19 protein-coding genes are annotated in these 19,883 nt (G+C 44.1%); 3 read left to right on the top strand and 16 right to left on the bottom strand.

Annotated elements, in window-relative coordinates; translation table 11 throughout:
* Positions 1 to 159: 159 nt before the first annotated feature.
* The 3 genes from NO989_RS02250 to efp form a co-directional block, all read right to left on the bottom strand.
* Entirely contained in the window at positions 160 to 2,553 is a 2,394-nt protein-coding gene (locus NO989_RS02250; RefSeq protein WP_061439492.1) for a TonB-dependent receptor, read from the bottom strand.
* A gap of 177 nt (positions 2,554 to 2,730) precedes the next feature.
* Positions 2,731 to 3,699: an elongation factor P--(R)-beta-lysine ligase gene (gene epmA / locus NO989_RS02245; protein ID WP_061439490.1), complete on the bottom strand. Its 969-nt coding sequence runs from the start codon at positions 3,697 to 3,699 to the stop codon at positions 2,731 to 2,733.
* A gap of 85 nt (positions 3,700 to 3,784) precedes the next feature.
* Positions 3,785 to 4,354 (bottom strand): elongation factor P, encoded by a 570-nt coding sequence (gene efp / locus NO989_RS02240; RefSeq protein ID WP_014948217.1) that lies wholly within the window; start codon positions 4,352 to 4,354, stop codon positions 3,785 to 3,787.
* A gap of 36 nt (positions 4,355 to 4,390) precedes the next feature.
* Here efp and epmB point away from each other — a divergent pair, with 36 nt between their 5' ends.
* A complete protein-coding gene (gene epmB, locus NO989_RS02235) occupies positions 4,391 to 5,416 on the top strand; it encodes an EF-P beta-lysylation protein EpmB (RefSeq protein ID WP_371341986.1) in 1,026 nt (341 codons plus the stop codon).
* A gap of 1 nt (position 5,417) precedes the next feature.
* Here epmB and NO989_RS02230 read toward each other — a convergent pair whose 3' ends face one another.
* Positions 5,418 to 5,609 (bottom strand): hypothetical protein, encoded by a 192-nt coding sequence (locus NO989_RS02230; RefSeq protein ID WP_014948215.1) that lies wholly within the window; start codon positions 5,607 to 5,609, stop codon positions 5,418 to 5,420.
* A 279-nt stretch (positions 5,610 to 5,888) separates the two neighbouring features.
* On the opposite strand from NO989_RS02230, the gene NO989_RS02225 reads away from it, so the two are divergent.
* The gene (locus tag NO989_RS02225; protein WP_014975645.1) at positions 5,889 to 6,221 is read left to right on the top strand and encodes a hypothetical protein; all 333 of its coding nucleotides are present in this window, start codon (positions 5,889 to 5,891) and stop codon (positions 6,219 to 6,221) included.
* A gap of 102 nt (positions 6,222 to 6,323) precedes the next feature.
* Here NO989_RS02225 and NO989_RS02220 read toward each other — a convergent pair whose 3' ends face one another.
* Both NO989_RS02220 and NO989_RS02215 read right to left on the bottom strand, forming a co-directional pair.
* Positions 6,324 to 7,619, bottom strand: a complete 1,296-nt coding sequence (locus tag NO989_RS02220) for a hypothetical protein (RefSeq protein WP_039224465.1) — start codon at positions 7,617 to 7,619, stop codon at positions 6,324 to 6,326.
* 178 nt (positions 7,620 to 7,797) lie between these two features.
* Positions 7,798 to 8,499 (bottom strand): HAD family phosphatase, encoded by a 702-nt coding sequence (locus NO989_RS02215; protein ID WP_039224464.1) that lies wholly within the window; start codon positions 8,497 to 8,499, stop codon positions 7,798 to 7,800.
* A gap of 212 nt (positions 8,500 to 8,711) precedes the next feature.
* On the opposite strand from NO989_RS02215, the gene NO989_RS02210 reads away from it, so the two are divergent.
* Positions 8,712 to 9,386: a hypothetical protein gene (locus NO989_RS02210; protein WP_014975642.1), complete on the top strand. Its 675-nt coding sequence runs from the start codon at positions 8,712 to 8,714 to the stop codon at positions 9,384 to 9,386.
* Positions 9,387 to 10,241: 855 nt separating this feature from the next.
* On the opposite strand, the gene kwaB is transcribed toward NO989_RS02210, so the two are convergent.
* From kwaB to nudF, 10 genes are all read right to left on the bottom strand, one after another.
* Positions 10,242 to 11,195: an anti-phage protein KwaB gene (gene kwaB / locus NO989_RS02205; protein WP_278343987.1), complete on the bottom strand. Its 954-nt coding sequence runs from the start codon at positions 11,193 to 11,195 to the stop codon at positions 10,242 to 10,244.
* Positions 11,192 to 11,788, bottom strand: coding sequence for an anti-phage protein KwaA (kwaA, locus tag NO989_RS02200; protein ID WP_278343988.1), 597 nt, complete (start codon positions 11,786 to 11,788; stop codon positions 11,192 to 11,194). Before kwaA ends, kwaB begins: the two co-directional genes overlap by 4 nt.
* A gap of 132 nt (positions 11,789 to 11,920) precedes the next feature.
* On the bottom strand, positions 11,921 to 13,657 hold the full coding sequence (locus tag NO989_RS02195) for an ABC-three component system protein (RefSeq protein WP_014975637.1): 1,737 nt from the start codon (positions 13,655 to 13,657) through the stop codon (positions 11,921 to 11,923).
* Positions 13,654 to 13,902, bottom strand: coding sequence for an ABC-three component system middle component 6 (locus tag NO989_RS02190; protein ID WP_014975636.1), 249 nt, complete (start codon positions 13,900 to 13,902; stop codon positions 13,654 to 13,656). The genes NO989_RS02195 and NO989_RS02190 overlap by 4 nt, the downstream gene beginning before the upstream one ends.
* Entirely contained in the window at positions 13,899 to 14,810 is a 912-nt protein-coding gene (locus NO989_RS02185) for an ABC-three component system protein (RefSeq protein WP_014975635.1), read from the bottom strand. Before NO989_RS02185 ends, NO989_RS02190 begins: the two co-directional genes overlap by 4 nt.
* Before the next feature lie 409 nt (positions 14,811 to 15,219).
* Positions 15,220 to 17,115: a DNA topoisomerase IV subunit B gene (gene parE / locus NO989_RS02180; RefSeq protein ID WP_014975634.1), complete on the bottom strand. Its 1,896-nt coding sequence runs from the start codon at positions 17,113 to 17,115 to the stop codon at positions 15,220 to 15,222.
* Between the two features lie 114 nt (positions 17,116 to 17,229).
* The gene (locus tag NO989_RS02175) at positions 17,230 to 17,811 is read right to left on the bottom strand and encodes a YqiA/YcfP family alpha/beta fold hydrolase (RefSeq protein ID WP_278343989.1); all 582 of its coding nucleotides are present in this window, start codon (positions 17,809 to 17,811) and stop codon (positions 17,230 to 17,232) included.
* A 106-nt stretch (positions 17,812 to 17,917) separates the two neighbouring features.
* Positions 17,918 to 18,742: a metallophosphoesterase gene (locus tag NO989_RS02170; RefSeq protein WP_371341985.1), complete on the bottom strand. Its 825-nt coding sequence runs from the start codon at positions 18,740 to 18,742 to the stop codon at positions 17,918 to 17,920.
* Complete coding sequence (locus NO989_RS02165; RefSeq protein WP_049587313.1) at positions 18,739 to 19,179, bottom strand: DUF1249 domain-containing protein; 441 nt, start codon at positions 19,177 to 19,179, stop codon at positions 18,739 to 18,741. The genes NO989_RS02170 and NO989_RS02165 overlap by 4 nt, the downstream gene beginning before the upstream one ends.
* On the bottom strand, positions 19,176 to 19,802 hold the full coding sequence (nudF, locus tag NO989_RS02160) for an ADP-ribose diphosphatase (RefSeq protein WP_014948206.1): 627 nt from the start codon (positions 19,800 to 19,802) through the stop codon (positions 19,176 to 19,178). Before nudF ends, NO989_RS02165 begins: the two co-directional genes overlap by 4 nt.
* Positions 19,803 to 19,883: the final 81 nt, after the last annotated feature.

Genomic DNA, 19,883 nt, shown 5'->3' with positions numbered 1-19,883 from the left:
TACTTCACAACCGCTCGACGTTTACCATCTTAAGCATGTTTATCTTTGCAGTTTATTCAACTGGAAAAAATCGTACTGACCACTTTCCCCTAGTATAAAAAAGGCGATGTACTGAGAGCCCCAATACATCGCCTTGTATACCGCAGTGGAGTTGTTTAATTAAAACAACGCTCTCACACCCATAGTAAAGTTTCTACCTGGAAGCGGTGCTTGGTCTTTTAAGAAAGATGTATGAACACGGGCTTCCTCGTCAGTTAGGTTTTCACCGCGCGCAAACACTACCCAGTCAATGCCCTGTGTGCCAAATTCATATTGCACGCTTGCGTTAACCAAGGTGTAACCGTCGGTTGCAGTCTCAAATGACGCAACTTCATTTTGGTCGTCGTACCACGTAAAGCCCACGTCAGCACTTAAACCATCGTTCACGTAGCTTAATTCACTACCAAAGCGCATAGGCGGCGTGCGCGGAAGGTTGTCGTCTTCAATTTCTGCGCGGATATAGTCACCAAATACGGTTAAGCGTAGCGTGTCTGATAAATCAACGTAAGTTTCTGCTTCGAAGCCCCAGATGTCAGCGTCAGCCTGTTGGAAATAATAAATTGGCAAGCCTTCTTCATCGCCGTGTTCATCATGTCCATGCTCTTCGTGTTCGCTGAGCGCAATTAAGCCTGTGCTTGTTTGGAAGATATAGTCATCTGCCTGATTGTAGAAGAAAGACGCACTATAGCCCCAGCTACCGGTAAATTTACGGAAAGTAATATCTAGGTTGGTACTAACTTCTTCTTTTACGCCTTTAAGTGTTTCTTCGATATGGCCTTCTTCATCCATATCAAATACTAAACCCACTTCGTAGCTTTGGGTTGCTAAATGCTGGCCAGCAGAGAAAAGTTCTTGCTGACTAGGCGCACGCTCACTGCGTGACAACGTAACGGCAACCGAGTGACCTTCCTGGTATTCCCAGTTAGCGCCCGCTGAAAGCGATAGGCTGGTAAAGTCGTAGTCAGGGAAGTTGAAAGCAACAGCATGCTCCTCGCCTTCATGCTCATCATGCAATACGTCAAGTTCCACTTCGCTGGCATCAGCATCTAATGTCGTTCGCTCTAGTCGGCCACCAAGCTCAAAGGTTACATTACCTACTTTCTTTTGTTCTATAAGATAAAGTGCGTAGCTCGATGTAGTATTAGCTGGGGTAAAGGCTTCTTCGCCCACGGCATTGTAATCGCTATGATTAAACTGTAGCCCGAATACGCCGTGCCAGCCGTTCACTTCTTCGTGATAAGCAGACAGGCGAATGTCGCTCGATTCATTTGTGAATACCGTGCCTGGCTCACCGTCTTCAATCTCAGCATGTTCGTAATCGGTGTAAGCTGCGGCAAATTTAAGGTTAGTTATTCCTTCAAAGGGTGAATGCCACTCACCGGCTGCTTGATAACGGGTCATATCTACATCAAGTAACACGCCTTCTTCAGCGTGTTCTTCATGATCATGTTCTTCAAGATCGTGGTCTTCGCCCTCATGCTCTTCCTCACCATGAGCATGGCTATAGCCAGGTACGCCATATTTGTTGTCGAGTTGTTCAACAGCGAAACCGAAGTAGCCTTCTTCGGCCACGTAAGATAAACCTGCAACGACGTTACGCGTCTCCATTGCGCTGCTTTCTAGCACACCGTTTGGTTCATCTTCATCGGGGTCGATAGACGCAAAGCCCGGAATATCCGCGTTATCTGTATCGCGATAAAACCCGTCGACATGCCATGCAATATTGCCACTGCCACCCGTTACATCTGCACGGGTATACGAGCCGTTATTCACTGTGCTATAGCTAGTTTCAGCTTCGCCTTCTACGCCGTCTATCTGATACTGAGGAATACGTTTGTCAACCACGTTAACCACACCACCAATAGCGCCACTGCCGTATTGAAGCGTTGCAGGACCGCGAAGTACTTCCACCTGCGTTGCACTTGAAAGTGTGGTGGCAACATTGTGATCTGGACCTACTCGAGATACATCAGATACATCCAAACCGTTTTGAACAATCTTTACGCGCGGGCCATCATTACCGCGAATAACTGGGCTGCTTGAAACCGGGCCAAAATAAGTGCTGTGCACACCCGGAGCGTTTTTTAGGGTTTCCCCTAAGGTTGGTGCTTCTATTTTACGTAATTTTTCAGCACCAATTACTGTCACTGGCGTAACAGATTCCAGTACTGATGATTGAAGCGCATTGGCGGTAACCACGATATTTTCGACGGATGCAGGCTTTAAAACGAAATCTACATTTTGATCCGTATTTACGTCGCCTAAGTCGTTATCACCATGAATGTAGTTTGAAGAATAAACATGTAAATGAATATGTGGCTGCTTTACATCGTCAAAACGGTAAATACCATTTGCATCGGTGTATGCTACACGGCGGCTGCCTTCGATTTTTACTTCAGCCCCTGCAACAGGTTGCCCTGCCGTGTCGGTGACTTTTCCCGTTACTGTGGTGGCATACACAGGCGCACTTAACAGCCCTGCTATGGACAAACTTAGCAGCGAACGCATTTTCATGGGTATCCCTCTGTGGATGTTATAACATTATTTAGTGATGTTATAACATTTTAGCCATTACCCATTGCTTGTCAACCGCTGCTTTACTCACTTAATCTTATGTTTTTGCAATTTAATCGGACGCGCCTACTGGAACCCAAGGTTTAAGCAATTCATAGCTAATTGGGCACGAAGGTACTAAGCCCTACTCACAGTGAAATTGATCACTCCTTGAATATGCTTCGCGTTGATTTTAAGCATTAACAGCCTGTCGATGCCCAGCGCCACACCCGCACACGGTGGCAAACCTGCGTCAAGCGCACTTAAGAAATTCTCATCAATGGGCTTAGTGGGAAGGCCATGTTCTTCGCGCTTTCTGTTATCCGTTTCAAAACGCAGCCGCTGCTCTTTTGCTGCACTTAACTCATGAAAACCGTTAGCAAGTTCAGCGCCTTGGTAATACACCTCAAAGCGTTCGGCAACCCGTTCATCAACTGGGCTTAGTTTGGCAAGCGCCGCCTGAGAAGCAGGGAAATCGTAGATGAAGCACGGTTTTTCGTTACCGATTTTAGGTTCGATTACATAGCTGAATAACAGTTGTAACTTGCTGTCATAGCTTAGATTTTGCGGCGCGTGAATATCTATGTTCTGCTCTTCCATTACCTTTAGCAAAACGTCGTTATCAGCACTTAACGGGTCAATATTTAAAAAGGTTTGAAAAGCTTGCTGATACGTCATCTTGTCGGCTGGAGCTGTCGCCAGTGTTTCTTGCAATAAAGCGTCGACCTCTTCCATTAATGCAAAATGATCAAAGTCCAAGCGGTACCACTCTAGCATGGTAAACTCAGGGTTGTGCCAGCGGCCTTCCCCTTCATGGCGAAACGCTTTGCACACTTGATAAATACTACCGCTGTCAGCGCATAGTAACCGCTTCATGGCATATTCAGGTGACGTTTGAAGATACAGCGTAGTTGGCTTACCGGATGAGCCAAAATTGAATTGTGTATCGAACGCGTCTAAATGCTCATCGGTAACCGTACCGTTTGAAAGTAAAGGCGTATCTACCTCTAGAACGTTTCGTGCGTAAAAAAACTCACGTATTGTTCTGAGTAATTCTGCTCGCGCAACACGCGCTTCATGAGTGGTAGTAGGCTGCCAAGATTGCATGTGTCCAAACCTAAGAAGATTAGCTAAAACAAAAAACCGGTACACAAAGGTACCGGCTTTACACGTAAACAGAATGTCTCAGATACTATTTTTGTGCGCGAGACACGTATTCGCCAGAGCGCGTATCTACACGGATAACTTCGCCGGTTTGAACGAATAGAGGAACGCGAACAACTGCACCAGTGCTCAGCGTTGCTGGCTTACCGCCTGTACCCGCTGTATCACCTTTAAGACCAGGATCAGTTTCAGTGATCTCTAGCTCAACAAAGTTTGGTGGCGTAACCGTGATAGGTGAACCGTTCCACAATGTAATGGTACAAACGTCGTTCTCTACCAACCACTTGGTATTCTCGCCTACCGCTTTTTCGTCTGCAGCGATTTGTTCGAATGTATCGTTGTTCATAAAGTGGTAGAATTCGCCGTCGGTGTACAAGTAGGCAAGTTCCGTATCCATTACGTCAGCGCCTTCTACTGATTCACCTGAGCGGAAAGTTTTTTCTAAAACTTTACCTGAAATAAGCTTGCGGATTTTTACGCGGTTAAACGCTTGGCCCTTACCCGGCTTTACGTATTCGTTTTCTAGAATGTTGCAAGGTTCGCCGTCCAGCATGATTTTCAGGCCGCCTTTGAACTCGTTAGTGCTGTAATTAGCCATAATTCCTCTGTCTAAACATAAGGTACAAAAAGTTTCGTGGAACAAATAATACCTAAAAAACCGATTTCTGTAGAGCATAACTGGCAAAAAGAATTAGCAAGTAGCTTTACTGATCCTGCAAAGCTATTGCAACACTTAGGTTTAGACCAAGAAAAATACGCACAACACATTAAAGCACGTCGTCTTTTTCCTATGCGTGTTCCACGACATTTTGTGGATCTGATGGAAAAAGAAAATCCCAACGACCCGCTGTTTTTGCAAGTCATGCCGCTCAGCGATGAATTCCTAACATCACCCAGTTATAGCGAAGATCCGTTAGACGAGCACGACACCGCAGGCAAAGGCATACTGCACAAATACGATTCTCGCGTGTTGTTAATGGTTCGCACTGGCTGTGCAGTAAACTGCCGTTACTGTTTTCGACGCCATTTTCCTTATGCCGACAATGCGGTAAGTAAGCACCAATGGCTTGATGTGCTTGAATACCTTCGCAGTAATAACAAAATTAATGAGGTGATTTTTTCAGGTGGCGACCCACTGATGGCGAAAGATGATCATTTGTCATGGTTAGCCAACGAAATTGCCGCCATTCCCCATATAAAACGACTGCGTATTCATAGCCGTCTGCCGGTAGTGCTACCAGAACGAATTAGCCATGACTTCGTTGAATGGTTTAGCGCATTGCCGCTTCAAAAAGTATTAGTGCTGCACGCAAACCACGCAAATGAGATGTCAGAAACGCTAAAATCCCGATTAAACACACTACGAGAGAGAGGTGTGACTCTGCTCAATCAATCGGTATTGCTAAAAGGCGTAAACGATTCCGGCGATGCCATAAGTGATTTAAGTGAAACGCTATTTGAGGCTGGAGTACTGCCCTATTACTTGCACGTGTTAGATAAAGTGCAGGGTGCGAGTCATTTTTATGTGAGTGATGATGAAGGCCGCGCAATTATGGAAGAAGCGATAAAGCGCCTGCCGGGCTTCTTGGTGCCAAAACTGGTGAGAGAAATTGGCGGTCAACCCGGCAAAACGCCTATCGACTTACATTTGCATCCGTAACTTACGCGTAGGTATCAATGTTGGCGCCTAACGCGGGGTTTGAAGATGACGTTTTTGGTACGTCAGCGGCTGATTCCAGCAGCTGAAGCGACGCTTTTCCCTCTTGCTCTTGCTGGCTTTTTGCCAACTTAAGAGAGGCCAACTCAAGTGACGCACCGGACGTTCCAGAGGCACTAGTACCTTGTAGATCCATACCATTTTCCTTTGTTGCTTGTAGCAAAGTAAAAAAATGGGCAGAATTGCCCACCCTTACGGCGTGTTGTCCATTACATAAATAGCAAGCGGCTCAATTACCCGCAGACTTCGTAATTTACAACTGACTTCAGGTTATCGGCCTTGAAAGGCGAAACTTTAATCATTATTTACCGTGATACATTCGGCGTAGCATAAATGATAGCTGCGCAATATATATGAACATTAAGTGTGCGGCTAACGCGTGCACCGGATTACATTAGAAAGAAAAGGCGTGACCATGCAACAGAGCCAAGAGATGCAAGCTGTCCATCAACAACTTCAAGAAACACTTCAAACGCTGCACCGCAAAGCTGTTGATGCCGACCAAATACTAGATAGTTTACAGCGCGATCAAAAAGGGAAGTTTGCAGCCGTTTTCGCAGATGACAGTGGGTTTAGCACATCAGCAAAACGCTTTGGTCCATATGTTCAAGAGATTGCAAATGACTGGCAATCGCTAAAGGAACTGGATGATGATGCGGCCAAACAAGCCCTAGCGCCATTAGTTAAAAAAATAGAGCTGGCACTGGTGACCATTGCGCAATTTCAGCAATCCCTATCTAAAAGCTAGCGCGGGCTAAAATATATCTATAAACGAAAAGCCCGCTTTATTTGCGGGCTTTTTTTTGACATTAGCTTCTCGCTTACGGCGAACTCTCACGCGCCTTACCGCTTATTTTTGATAAAGCGGTAGCAAGGCAATTCTCCGCTTAATTTCCTGCACTTCTTTCAAATAGGCTTCACTGTCCACCCGCTGATACTGCTCGGTAAATACTTGCTTACTTAAGCCTTCGGGCAGCCCTTCAATAGGCGGGATGATTTCAAGTTCACTTTGAATGCGCGCAATCGCATTTTGCACTTCCATCGCAGTATTTGGATGGGTAGCAACCTTTGCAAACTCAGTGCCCGACATATCTGCCGCTAAGTCTACAAAGCTATAGCCCGAACCACCGTTGCCCCGGTCCATTAGCTCTTTAAACTCGCCAATTGCTAAAGACATACCTTGTTCAGCCATTAACTCTAATGCAGCAGAAATAATAAAGTGACGAGCCAAATCGTTGCGCTTGTGCAGCACAGCACCTCTGCGAGGCTTTAACGCTTTTTCGGAATCTGGCTGTATGTCGCCCACCAAAGTCCCAACACGATGATGCCCAACGTAAACCGCTAAAGCGAGGATTACCGCATTATTATGCAGTACTGCATCTTGAGGGGTTTGGCTTTGCTCTCTCGCCCGCGCCATCCCTTCGCGCAAGTATTCAATAAGGGATACCGGTTTATTTGATAAGGCTATTTCTCTACCAGACAAATACCGTAAATAGTACGCAGATAACTGCTGAAGCTCGGTCTGTTCGCTTACCGACATGTTCGACGCCACCACGTTTAACTCGCTTAGCAACTCATCTAAACGCCCAACATCAAGGGTAAGTTCACCGCTTCTCATGGTCACACGTTCAACCCGCGATAACGCAATGGTGGCTATTTCTGATTGCGTATAAGAGTTCACCGTACGCTCTAAAAACCCAAGTAAAAAACGACCCGGAATGGTTAAGTCGCCAACTTGGACTTGCTCTATACGCAAGCTATCTCCAGGCAGTACTAGTGCTGACGCATTTACATAATACCCCGTATTGTTGATAGCGTAAGTGACGTTAATGGTTCCCGCCAACGGCGTGATATTCACTACGCCCTTAAAGTCAGGTAATGCACGCTGTAACACACCCACTAAGCTTTCGACTTGGGTTTCGGTGAGCGTAACTTGATGGCCTTCTTCTCGGCGAGAAAACGCCTGTTGCAGCTGACCGAGGAGTTCATTAACGCTATCAGCACCATCTAGCTGTGTGGGCGCTGTCGATGCGACTAATGGCGTTTTTTGCACAGCCAAAACCGTAATCGTAGCAACGCTTACTACAAGCAGAACAACAATGATGGCAAGAGTAATCAAAAGCCATTTTACGCTACGCAAAATCATGAGAAATCAGCTGTACCTGTCATAACAATGAATAAAAAATAAGTTAGCGCCTCTGGCGTTCTTTGCTGTAAAACAAAGAAAGTTACGCCCTAACGTGCTGGTTATACTACGTTATCTATTTTCGCGCCACCAGTGACAAGTGGCACGACAAGTCGGCAATTAACCTCCACTGCATTCGCTAAAAAACGAGTTCGCAGTCCACCCAGTCTTTCAAGCTTGTATATCGCACTGTGGCACCAGACAAGTTATGATGTTTCGACAAATCCGTGGGTATCACAACGCAGGCTAGGTTTGCAGCAAGTGCCGCTGTCATGCCGGTTTGCGTGTCTTCAATTGCCACACATTCACCGGGTATTTTTCCTAGCTTGTCCATTGCAAGCGCGTAACAATCAGGTGCTGGTTTGCTGTTTTCGACATCTTCCACGGCAACCACGCAAGAAATATAAGCACTTAAACCATACTGAGATAAGGTTTTTTCCACCGACTTTTTACTTCCCCCAGTCACAATGCCAATGGTGTAACCTTTGTTTGCACAATGTTCAATGGTTTCTTTAGCAAACGGCATTAAGGGAAAAGCTTGCTTATCTAAGTAGTCGCTAATGCTTTTGTGTTTTTGCTCTGCTAGCACCTGCGGCGCTACATCAATATTAAAATGTTCGACGAGATCGACAGCATTTTGCTTTACTGGAATACCCGCCATCACTTCACAATAAAAATCCTCGCTTAATTCAACATCGTACCCCAGCAAAATGTCTTTCCACAGGTCAAAATGTACGGATTCTGAGTCAATAAGGGTACCGTCGTGATCAAATAATAGCGTTGTGGTTTTGTCGCTTACCGCTAGCTGGCGGGTTGATGAAGAAACTGAGTGCAATGCCAAAATAAACCTCCTTGCTAGTTCAATACCGGTTTTGAAAACATATTGGGTGTCATCGATACCGAAAAAACGATAACACCTTTAGCCCCTGCTGCAGTGCTTTGTTAATAGTGATTGTTTGCATGCCATATGTCAGAACATGCCAGAACAGTGCCAGTCCTGTGATACACTGGGGCATTCACGAGCTAGAACATTTTCAACGTGGAGCAAATTGGGTGCTTTACCACATTTTAGGCTTTGCCAGTGCCGCGCTGTTTTTACTGACATGGTTAGGATTATGGTCACAAATTAAGGCCATGACGCGCTTTCAAGTGCCCGTTTCTAGCGAAAGTGACGATGCTAACCACAGTCTGTCACTTAACCAGTTTGGCTCTAGCTATTTTGCCTTTTTCTCAATTTTCCTATTTGGCATTTCGGTAGAGCCTTTCAACCATTACTTGGTGTGGACACGATTTGGCGCGCTCATACTTACGCTCATTATCATTTGGAAAATATGGCAACACAGGCGCACTACAATTTCAGGTTACGTTGCCGCTGTTGCTCTGCTAGCTCTCATTGGTGGCACACTTTCCATTGCTTTTCGCCCTTTCCCAACGCTTGCACAGCTTGGCGCAAATACCTTAATGCTGGTCGTTACCGTTATCTTATTTCAAGGTTCACTGCACCAGTGGTTTGTACTGCAGCGCAGACAAAAAGTGGGGTCGCTGTCATTTGCGCTGTTTCGCAATATATTGATAAAAGACGTTAGCACTTTATTGTTTGGCCTAACAATGCCATTAAGCCAAAGCTGGCCGCTACTTATCCTAAACGGCACCAGCGTAATTATGCGTGGCAGTATTTTATTGCAGATGCACAAACTAAAACGCCGAGAAATTTCCGTATCAGGATAGTATCTCGGCGTTTCTACTTTGCTTCGTGTAGCAATAAGATTGCTTGTCTAGCGATCACTTGTTTGAACAGCGTTATCGATACACGCTTTTATAAATAAGCACAAAAGCGGCGCGTTTCTGCAATCTACAACGCTATTGATTAAAGCATAAGTTGGCAAAATGATGTCCTTGCAGACCGCGTCTTCTCTGCACTAAAAATTTCCCGTGATCGCAAGTTAATTCCAAAAAATGACAATTAAAACCCATAATAAACCATAAGCTGACAAAATATTTAAATACTGCTAAGCCGTTCGATTTCGAGAAACAAGTAAAGGAAAGGCGACTTCATTCCAAAATATCGGGCTTATACCGCCACTAGACATCCCGTGACTCTTAAATCGCTCAATAGTAAATGCTTCTCTCTTTAATACTGTGGCCAGTGCAATTTTTAAACTCAGTCTCTAGGGCTTTCATTAACTCGTCTGGCGTATTTGGCATCTCATCATGTTTCAGCCGAGACTTCAGTTCCCGCCATAATAACGGATCGCCTCTCAAGCCCCATTGAGTTGGCTCATGTTCAAATATCTCAGCAAAACCAGACTTCAATCCGTTGGACCTGCTATTGAGTGTTTGTACTTATCACCCAAATATCCAGTTTCGAGTGCATAGTGTCCATCAGTGTTCTTCCACTTTCTGACACTATATGGCAACTTAAATTTTTCAACTGAATCATGGCAAAGTCTATTTTTCATAACTACAGAAAATACGCAATTTGTCCAACCGGACTCAGTTGACTCAACCTCGTTGCCACGAGCTATCTCTAGCTCAAATATTGGTCTTAATGTTGGACATAGAAGAGTATTTTCCATAATGGTTCTAGCTTAGTTTGTCCTTTGCCAAGCTATCATATTGGATTTTTGTCAATTCTGATTCCAAGTAATCATCACTCATTAGCTTAATGAAATGGTCCTGAGACTTTTTGGTTTTTAATACAAACTTATCGCCTGCATCATTTAGTTTTAACAATTTTGACAAATATTCGTGTTTCTGTGCGAATACGATGATGTCGTTGTTTGCTACGGCTCCCATTACTGGCGAGTTGCGAGCTACCTTAGCTAGTTTACGAGAGAATGCCATATCCTCACCCTCAACCCTTTCGACTAGCGGAGCGGTATCTTCAATCAAAGCCATATCTGTAAGTTTTGCTACGCATTTGGCTGCTGTGTCTTTAATTACATCGTGGAACCCAAGATATGATTCTAGAGTTTTAACATTTTCAACGTAATAATCGTTATCAAGCTTAAGAAATACGTAATTGGGATCTATCTTCAGGATGTTTGAGTCAAGTTCAGACAATCTATTATTTGATTTGAATAGATTCAATGCACCTTGTTCAGCTTTGAGTACTGACACTGTGTACTGATGCTTGTATAGAGTGATGGTTTCGTTGTTTCGTCCAGTCAGCACAACGATTATTGCGCTGATGTCATCAAAGTTTCCGTCCCCGACTTGGTACTTATCCGGCGCATTAACTCTTAATTGTAAGGCTTGCTCTAACAGGTCAAATTCAAGTGGCTTGTCGTCAAAGTCAAACCTATAGAGTGCATTTTTCCTTTCATCCGCGTCCGATAAAAGCGGGATTGACAAAGATTCATTTTCCACAATTCCAGTCTTCAGCCTAGCGACCATGCTTGTCTTCAAACGCACCAGAGCATCATTATCGACATCCGAGTCTTTAATGTTTGCTTCACCAACCACAAAAAACATTTTGATACCCACGCAATCATCAACAATTGCACTTACCTTGTTTTTGAACTGTTCAACAGTCATTCGACCTTCCTTGCAAAACAAACACTATTGGATAAGAACTTGAAATTTACTTGATCACCTTCACTCAATTCACTCTTTGAGATAATGACCATATTTTTATACTGAGTGCCCCTACAACGCACTTCAGCTTTAAACAGCTTGTAACCCAGTAAAGCCAACGTTGGGTTGGCATAATATTTGTCGGTTTTGATGAAAATTAATCCAATAACCGCCAAAAGTAAGAAGTAAGCAATCGTTTTCCTTGGCTCATCAAAAGTAAATCCAATGAATGGTAGGATATAGGTTGCTAGAAACACCAAGTGTTCATAGCTTTCGCTACTGGACTTCTCAATCGTCATGACGTCCAAAGAGCTACCTTTGACTTCATTCTCAAAACGAAAATAGAAATAAACACCTGCTACTAAGCCGAAAAGCGATAAGATGCTGGAAAAGTTTTTCCATATAATATCCGCTAGTGCACTAAAGCCAACAAAATCGCAGCGTTCACCTAAACACAACGGAACATCAACCGTCAAAAATATAATAAATACAAATAAAACCAACAGTGAAAGTACGTACAGTCCGATTTTATCTAATGTGTTTGAAAGATCCATTCCCACCGCCCCGATTACTGTTTATAAATACAGTATACATAATCGTTAACTATCTTTCATATATATGCCCCAGACACACACAGGTATTACTTCCTTGCAAAGCAAAGATAAGTAACTAATCAGGAGATTTTCTTAAAATCTAAAACCAAAAAGCCCGCCTGTATCTTCATCAGTAATCTCTAGATCCACTCTATGCTCGTCTAAATCAAAGTCTTCGAATTCGCTCATATCAGGAAGGTCATCAGAGTTCATAGTCACGATATACTGAAAGTTATGCTCTCTCGCCACCCTCGCACCAATAACCAGCGCTTTAGCTATTTGCCGTTCATCAACACCGTCAAATAGAGCGCTATCATGTATTAGAATGTCTGGCCGGGCCTTTTCAGAAGACCACAGCTTCATCAATGTCATGTCAAAACAAAAAACCTGCATCTTAGACTTACCCATGCTTTTCTTACCGGGGATATCAAATTCAAATTTAGGCCCATTGTTTGTTGGGTCAATTGTCAGACGACCTGACTCGTCGTATAACTGATCTGAAAAATCGGCAAACGAAAGAATAGCTTCACTGATTAGCGCATCACGCTCGGAATGGTCTATTCGCATTTTTCGCTGAAGATTGTGGCGTTCAACCTTAATTTCATCTGTTTTATCATCTAAATTAGTTGTGGCTTCTACCTTTTTCCCCAACAACTCTATTTCGCTTTCGAGTTTGCTGAGCATTGCTTGAAGCTTGGTATACTGGTCTAGTGCTCCATGAGACTGAAGTAAAGACATGATTTCAGCTCTTTCAGAATCTAGGCGTTTCTTTCTACCCAACCTGCCAGTAATTCTTTCCTCGATATCTGCAATTTCTTGGCGCAAATGATCTCTGCGATTCTGAACGATGGATTCATGAAATTTAGCTACTTCCTCAAATCTACGCTGCACTAGTTCTGGTAATTCTAACTCAGCTTCTTCAAATAGTTTGAATGCTCTTTGGGTGTCAGGGACACTTTCTTCCTTCACTACTTGTTTGAGTTCCAGTAACCACTCTTTGTCGGTGATGTCCGATGTTGAAATCTCTGCCAGTTCACGACTGATTTCGCTCACGCGATTCTCTTTTTCTTGATACTCAGGAAGTACTCTGAACTCGGATAGCGCTTGCCTCGTACTTTTCGCCTTTGAAGTTTTAAGGGTTAACTCCGTTTTCAATTCTGATGTTGACCCCAGAATATCGCCAAGCGCTCCTTCTGTTGCCGCTTTCTTTAGAGCTTTTACAAACTTATCTTTTTGCCTAACCTCTTCAAACTCCCTAGCGATATGCCAGTTCAATTTGAATAGATAAGTGAGTGCAATCTGCACTGCGCCTGTTGACTGCATAGCTACAGTTTTTTCTGGTGAATCGAACCCTTTTTGAGGTCTAGCGAAATACTGAAAAAGTGAGCGGAATGTAGGGGCGCGTTTCTGATTTATAGTATGCCTGTCCAATCCGAAGTAGGCATTGCCCAGATATTCATTCCACTCTTGAAGGGTGATGAAATTCTTCCCATTTTCACTTTGCACTGGCAATTCTGATTTTGGCGCACTGATTACATTAATTTTGTTTGGATTAGAACCCGTGCGCTGAACTTCAATTGGATTACCATTTATAATTACGGTCATACCAAAAGTAGATAGTTCAAGCTCTGCTGTTTTGAGCAAATCCCCCTTTTTTAAACTACCGCCAAGCAGAGTGCTAATTATTTCAACGAGGCTACTTTTCCCTGCACCGTTTCTAGTTTTTCCATCATCAGATCCTGCGGCCTTATCAGCCAAAATAAGATTCAAACCTGCATGCAAATTGACCGTTTTAAATGATGCGAGGTCACTATATATTTTCCCTATCATAACGACTTAACCTTTCTTATATATCCTTCCTCGTAGTCCACTTTTCCCATCAAATACAAAAAGTCCAACGCCAAAATAAACCAGTCGTAAGAGACTTCTCCGACTCTGCGAGAAACCTTATGTTGTTCCTGTAAGTCATTCCAAATTGAACTAACAGTTGATCTTCTTTTTATCAGGGGATGAATCTCGGAAGCAACCGAGATAACCGCTCTTCTCGGCGACAAATGTTTTGTTGGAAGGATCATGGCGACCATCCTTCTGGCGCATTCTCAAAGATATCGCAACGCTCAAAGAAATAACTAAGTACAGCAAGAGCTGAAACCTGTTCACTTGGAACACGACTATCCCCGCCAGCAAATGTCTTCAGTTCCATGAAGATCTCGTCCGGTGACAACTCTTGTGAAACAAGTTCACGGTACTTAGAAATGAAGGCCGCTGAAAGTTCGTTACCGTATTCGGGATCTGGCCAATTTATCAGCAAATCTTCGACTAGCTTTTCCTTGCGTCGCCCAGCAGTTAATAAGACTTCAATATCATTTGAAAGTTGATTGTACTGTAGCTTGTTTACTGAGACTGGCTGAATATTTTCAACTTTATAGTCACGTTTTTGAATTGCTCGCAGCAGGTATTTTACGGGTTCATGATTAAGTTGAGTCACATCATGATAACTCAACGCAGGACCAAACAACTCAGCAAGATGATTTTCATCAAGGGATAGAGCTTTGACTTTTAGATGCGAAGGTTGAACTGATGGTTGAATAGCTATATCAGCGTTGGCCTCATCAAGTTCCATGATCTTAAAATGTGCATATGGAGGAAGCCCCTCTGTTTCATTGTGAACGAACGCCCATTGCTCCATTTTTTTGCCCCAACGTTCTTTTGCTCCTTCAAAATCACCTTCGATTTTGGCTAAGAGCTTCGCCTTCTGAAAGCCTGAACTTGGAGCATATGATTGAAAGACGCATTTTTCAGTGAACAAGAATCCGTCTGATTTTGCATCACCATCTCTACCAGCGGCTTTCACACGTTGGAAATTTGTTCCATGCTTCTTTTCCATAATCCAGCAAAAGAAGTCTTCATACTCTTGCTCTTTCTTCTTGAGTAACGCTAGCTCTATATGAACTGCGTACCATGAGCTTGTTATTCGTTCCAAATTGCTCCCTCAACTTGTTCTTATTCTGGTAAAGATACTACCCTGCAAAATCAAGCAAGGCCACACTTAAGTTCAAGTATTTTTCAATAACCACATCATATAGACTGATTTCACACAAACTTAATTAATTGTTTAAAATCAATTAGATAAAAACAAAAAACAAATCTAAAACAAACACCCGATGAAGCCTATTATTGACAGCACATGCCTTTTAAGTTTTGGAAGTTGAGCTACAAATCGGTTAACTCTTAAAGCTTTTGAAGCGGGTCATAGGTTTAGAGAATAAGAGACACATTTCTAGATGAGCACAAATTGAAACAGGAAAGATAAACAGTGAAGGGAACAATCGCTGTCAAGTTACGCTTTTTTTGACAGCGACAATTTTATTTTTGACAAGTAATGTTTGAGTTTAAAGCGCCACTTCGGCCATATTACCTTTGCTTTCAAGCCATGTTTTACGGTCGCCAGAACGCTTCTTAGCAAGTAGCATGTCCATCAACTCCATCATTTCTTCCGCGTCTTCAATGGTCAGCTGAACAAGGCGACGGGTGTTCGGGTCCATGGTTGTTTCGCGAAGCTGTAGCGGGTTCATTTCACCCAAGCCTTTAAAGCGCTGTACGTTGACTTTACCGCGTTTCTTTTCCGCTTCAATTCGGTCAAGAATGCCCTGCTTCTCGCCTTCATCTAGCGCGTAATACACCTCTTTGCCTACATCTATTCTAAATAGCGGCGGCATAGCGACATACACATGACCTTGTTCAACCAAGGTTCTGAAATGACGTACAAAGAGCGCACATAGCAACGTTGCAATGTGTAGCCCATCGGAGTCAGCATCGGCAAGAATACATATTTTACCGTAGCGCAAACCAGACAGGTCCGTCGAGTCTGGGTCGATACCCAGCGCAACTGAAATATCGTGAATTTCCTGTGAAGCCAGTACCTGAGAAGAGTCGACTTCCCAGCTATTTAAGATTTTACCGCGCAGCGGCATAATTGCCTGAAACTCTCGGTCTCGCGCTTGCTTGGCCGAGCCACCCGCCGAGTCACCCTCTACTAAAAACAGTTCAGAGTAAGAAATATCTTGTGATGAGCAGTCGGTCAGTTTGCCTGGTAGTGCCGGCCCTTGAGTGACCTTTTTACGCGCAACCTTTTTGGTTTGACGCAGGCGGCGCTGTGCATTGTTGATACACATTTCAGCAAGCGCTTCAGCAATTTCAGTGTGTTGATTTAACCAAAGGCTGAATGCGTCTTTCACTACACCTGATACAAACGCGCTGGCCTGACGTGAAGACAGGCGCTCTTTAGTCTGCCCGGCAAACTGCGGGTCCTGCATTTTAGTCGATAGAATATAGGCACAGCGGTCCCAAATATCATCAGGCGATAACTTAACGCCACGGGGCATTAAGTTTCTAAATTCGCAGAATTCGCGCATTGACTCCAGTAAGCCTTGGCGCAACCCGTTAACGTGTGTACCGCCTTGCGCTGTAGGAATAAGGTTAACGTAGCTTTCCGTTACCAAATCTCCACCTTCAGGCAACCACATTACAGCCCAATCGGCGGCTTCTGTATTGCCGCTGAATGTACCCACAAAAGGCGTGTCAGACGGTAAGGTTTCAAACTCTTCTACCGCTTGGTAGAGGTAGTCTTTAAGGCCGTCTTCGTAATACCACTCTTGGCTTTCTTTGGTAATCTTGTTGTCGAAGCGAATGCGCAGACCCGGGCTTAATACCGCTTTAGCGCGCAAGTTGTGCACAAGTCGGCTGGCTGAGAATTTTGCCGAGTCGAAATATTGCGGGTCAGGCCAGAAGTGAACACGAGTTCCTGTATTGCGTTTACCGCAGGTATCGATTACTTGTAAGTCTTCGACTTTGTCGCCGTTTTCAAAGGCAATTTGGTATACGTTACTGTCTCGTCGAATAGTTACTTCTACGCGGGTTGAAAGCGCGTTAACTACCGAGATCCCCACCCCGTGAAGACCACCAGAGAAGGCATAGTTTTTATTTGAAAATTTACCACCCGCGTGAAGCTTACAGAGAATAAGCTCTACGCCTGATATCCCTTCTTCAGGGTGGATATCTACCGGCATACCACGACCATCGTCGATAACTTCTAACGATTGGTCTTCATGCAAAATTACTTTGATGTTAGAGGCGTGCCCAGCAAGCGCTTCATCCACACTGTTATCGATGACTTCCTGACCCAAGTGATTTGGGCGGGTAGTGTCGGTATACATACCAGGGCGGCGTTTTACGGGGTCAAGGCCGTTTAAAACCTCGATAGCATCTGAATTGTATTGATTTGACATAGTTATGGTTGTTATTTAAGCCAGCGACAAAGAAAGAGGTACGCGGCGCTTAAGCAAAAGCGCCACACAGCATAGGTTTGATGTTAGCAGGGCGAGTACAGACTGGCAATGCGCTTATTTCAGCAAAAACTCGGCAATAGCAGGCAAGTGATTTTCGTAACCTACAAAGCTGTGATCGCCGCCTTCTTCAATAACCAGATGACTTTGTGCGTACTTTTCAGCCGCTAAGCGGTAATCCAGTGTTTCATCCTCGGTCTGAAGTAGCACTTTGTAATTGCCTGGCGTTTTAATTGAGGCAGCTTCTAATGCTTGGATTACCCCCATATCGCTTTCTACTATTTCAAACTTTTCTTTGCTGTAAGGGTTTTCGTGGGCACCGATAAACCCTTGCAATAGCTCGTAAGGGCGAACAGCGGGATTGATTAACACGGCTTTGCCACCAAACTTTTCAAGCAAAAACGTAGAGAGATACCCCCCCATTGAACTACCAATAAGTTTCAGCCCGCTTTCAAGCAGTGCCGGTGTGCTCTCAATTAGTGAAATTAGCTGGTCTTCCACTTTGCTAGGAAAATTAGACAGCTCAGGAATGTGCAAGGTAACGTTTGAGTGATGCTGCTCAAAATACGCTTTAGTGGCTTGCGCCTTAATGGATTTCGGCGAACTTAAAAAGCCGTGGAGATATAAAATGTGCTGCATGTTTTTCTCTACCCTGTGTTCTCTGTTCTTTTTTGTTTCTTTGTTTGCTCTAAACTCGATGCGAGTATGAAACGGGTTTTAACGCCAAACGCGCCTACCGCATCCTTCAAAGCCAAGCTCGACTGAGCTTCCCCCTAACAACGGAAACATCCACCGAGCCGTCATCCATTAAATTCATCACCTGATACCCCGGCGCTTCATTGCTAACACCAAACTCGGGCCGCATTTCCCACTGCCAACAGGTAGACGGGGCTCCGTAAGAGGGCGTATTGTGCTTTCCTATCTGCTGGCGCAACGGCGAATGTACGTGTCCGTGTAGGAAGGCTTTTATCTGCGGATATTCATCTGTAAGCGATACTAACCGCTGAGCATCAACCAAAGAGTGCTTATCCATCCAACTATTTGAAGGCAATATGTGATGATGAAGCGCAACAAGATGATTTGTCTGCGGCGACGTAGTTAACGATTGCTCTAGCGCCTGTATATCGCTTTCTTTTACTTCCCCCGCTGCCGTATGCATATTACTTGTAGCGCGGGTATCCATGCCGTGTAATTGCCAATTGCACAAGCTTAACGAGTCATTGCTTTGTAGGTGCCGACTGCCAACGTACTTTTCGAAGTACGGATTATTGTCATGGTTTCCCGCCAGCACAAACCATTCTATATTTGCTGGCTCAATATGTTGCTCCATCAATGCAATAAAATGCTGATAGCTCTCAGGGGAATTATCGCCGCTAATATCCCCAGTAACCAGCACGACTACTTGGTGCTTTGCTCTCTGTTCTGGCTCACTTGCAACTTCTTGAACAATGTAATTTTGGATATCAGAAAGCACGCGTGCTAGTGAATCATAGGGCGCGATGCCCGCATATCCCGTCTTATCTTTGCCTTTTAGTAAGTGGCAATCACTTAGCTGAATGAGTGTTATCACGCTTCAGAGGTAACGCTTGAGGAATGTTGCAAACAGAAGTTTAGCCATTCAGCTAAAAAGATATTCACCATGTGCTTTTCATTACGCTGACGCATTTTTAAATTCGGATACTCGTACGACGGTTCAAGCGCTCCCGTATTTTGGCTATTAATAACCTCTGCCATACGCGCATCGTGATATAAGCGCACCGTCATGCTGGGCGTTAAATATGAGGGCATATCTTTAGTGGTTTGCTTAATGCTTAACGTACTGGTGTAGCGAGCAGACTCTACAATACGTATTTCATAAGACAGGCCGACACCGACCGAAAATTCATAGCTCAAATCTTCCGTATCGCAATCAGGCAAAATTCTCAGAACATGGGAGTAGTTCAGTTCGCAAAGCGCCTGCATTGAAGGAAGATGAGGTACGTATTTTCGTTGATTGCGTTGTGTCACGATGTCTGCCACTGCTCCAGAAGTTGTGTTTTGTGCATAAAGAACCATTGTAGCGCAATTACCGCTGCGGCGTTGTCAATATGGCCATTTTCCAACCATTCAAGGGCGGTATTTTCTTTTATTCGGTGTACTTTAATGTCTTCAGACTCGCTTTCTAGGCCGTGAATGCCTTGCGCTTGGCTAGCATCAGTCTTTGCTATAAAAATGTGTAATCTTTCGGTCGTGCCGCCCGGGCTCGATAAATAACTCAGCGCTTTGGTTAATTTATCTAGGGTAATACCTGCCTCTTCCATCGACTCTCTATGGCATACAGACTCCGGTGTTTCTCCTTTGTCGATCATGCCCGCGATAATTTCTATTAACCAAGGGCTTGAAGATGTGGCTAATGCCCCAATTCTAACTTGCTCAATGAGCACAAACTCTTGGAGTTCAGGATCGTAGGGTAAGACCCCCACCGCATGACCGCGTTCAAATATTTCTCGCGTGACCGTGTCGCTCCATTCTCCATTAAAACACTTGTGCTTAAATTGATACTGATTCATGGTAAAGAAACCACGATACACTGGCTTAATGTCGGTGATTTCGACGTCATTTGAGGTAAATGAAAGGAATTCCTTGCTCATTTGCTGACACTTATGGTTCAAATAGATTTATCATACATAGTACATTTACACACCAACCATGTATACGCATGAAAAATGCGA

The organism is Alteromonas sp. DY56-G5 (assembly GCF_041414725.1).
Taxonomy (GTDB): Bacteria; Pseudomonadota; Gammaproteobacteria; order Enterobacterales; family Alteromonadaceae; genus Alteromonas; species Alteromonas macleodii.
This window is presented reverse-complemented; position numbering and strand designations above follow the sequence as displayed.

What these genes read in the sequence shown, in the direction of transcription:
- NO989_RS02250 (WP_061439492.1), bottom strand. Translation starts at nt 2,553, where the DNA reads ATGAAAATGCGTTCGCTGCTAAGTTTGTCCATAGCAGGGCTGTTAAGT.
- epmA (WP_061439490.1), bottom strand. Translation starts at nt 3,699, where the DNA reads ATGCAATCTTGGCAGCCTACTACCACTCATGAAGCGCGTGTTGCGCGA.
- efp (WP_014948217.1), bottom strand. Translation starts at nt 4,354, where the DNA reads ATGGCTAATTACAGCACTAACGAGTTCAAAGGCGGCCTGAAAATCATG.
- NO989_RS02230 (WP_014948215.1), bottom strand. Translation starts at nt 5,609, where the DNA reads ATGGATCTACAAGGTACTAGTGCCTCTGGAACGTCCGGTGCGTCACTT.
- NO989_RS02225 (WP_014975645.1), top strand. Translation starts at nt 5,889, where the DNA reads ATGCAACAGAGCCAAGAGATGCAAGCTGTCCATCAACAACTTCAAGAA.
- NO989_RS02220 (WP_039224465.1), bottom strand. Translation starts at nt 7,619, where the DNA reads ATGATTTTGCGTAGCGTAAAATGGCTTTTGATTACTCTTGCCATCATT.
- kwaB (WP_278343987.1), bottom strand. Translation starts at nt 11,195, where the DNA reads ATGACTGTTGAACAGTTCAAAAACAAGGTAAGTGCAATTGTTGATGAT.
- kwaA (WP_278343988.1), bottom strand. Translation starts at nt 11,788, where the DNA reads ATGGATCTTTCAAACACATTAGATAAAATCGGACTGTACGTACTTTCA.
- NO989_RS02195 (WP_014975637.1), bottom strand. Translation starts at nt 13,657, where the DNA reads ATGATAGGGAAAATATATAGTGACCTCGCATCATTTAAAACGGTCAAT.
- NO989_RS02190 (WP_014975636.1), bottom strand. Translation starts at nt 13,902, where the DNA reads ATGATCCTTCCAACAAAACATTTGTCGCCGAGAAGAGCGGTTATCTCG.
- parE (WP_014975634.1), bottom strand. Translation starts at nt 17,115, where the DNA reads ATGTCAAATCAATACAATTCAGATGCTATCGAGGTTTTAAACGGCCTT.
- NO989_RS02175 (WP_278343989.1), bottom strand. Translation starts at nt 17,811, where the DNA reads ATGCAGCACATTTTATATCTCCACGGCTTTTTAAGTTCGCCGAAATCC.
- nudF (WP_014948206.1), bottom strand. Translation starts at nt 19,802, where the DNA reads ATGAGCAAGGAATTCCTTTCATTTACCTCAAATGACGTCGAAATCACC.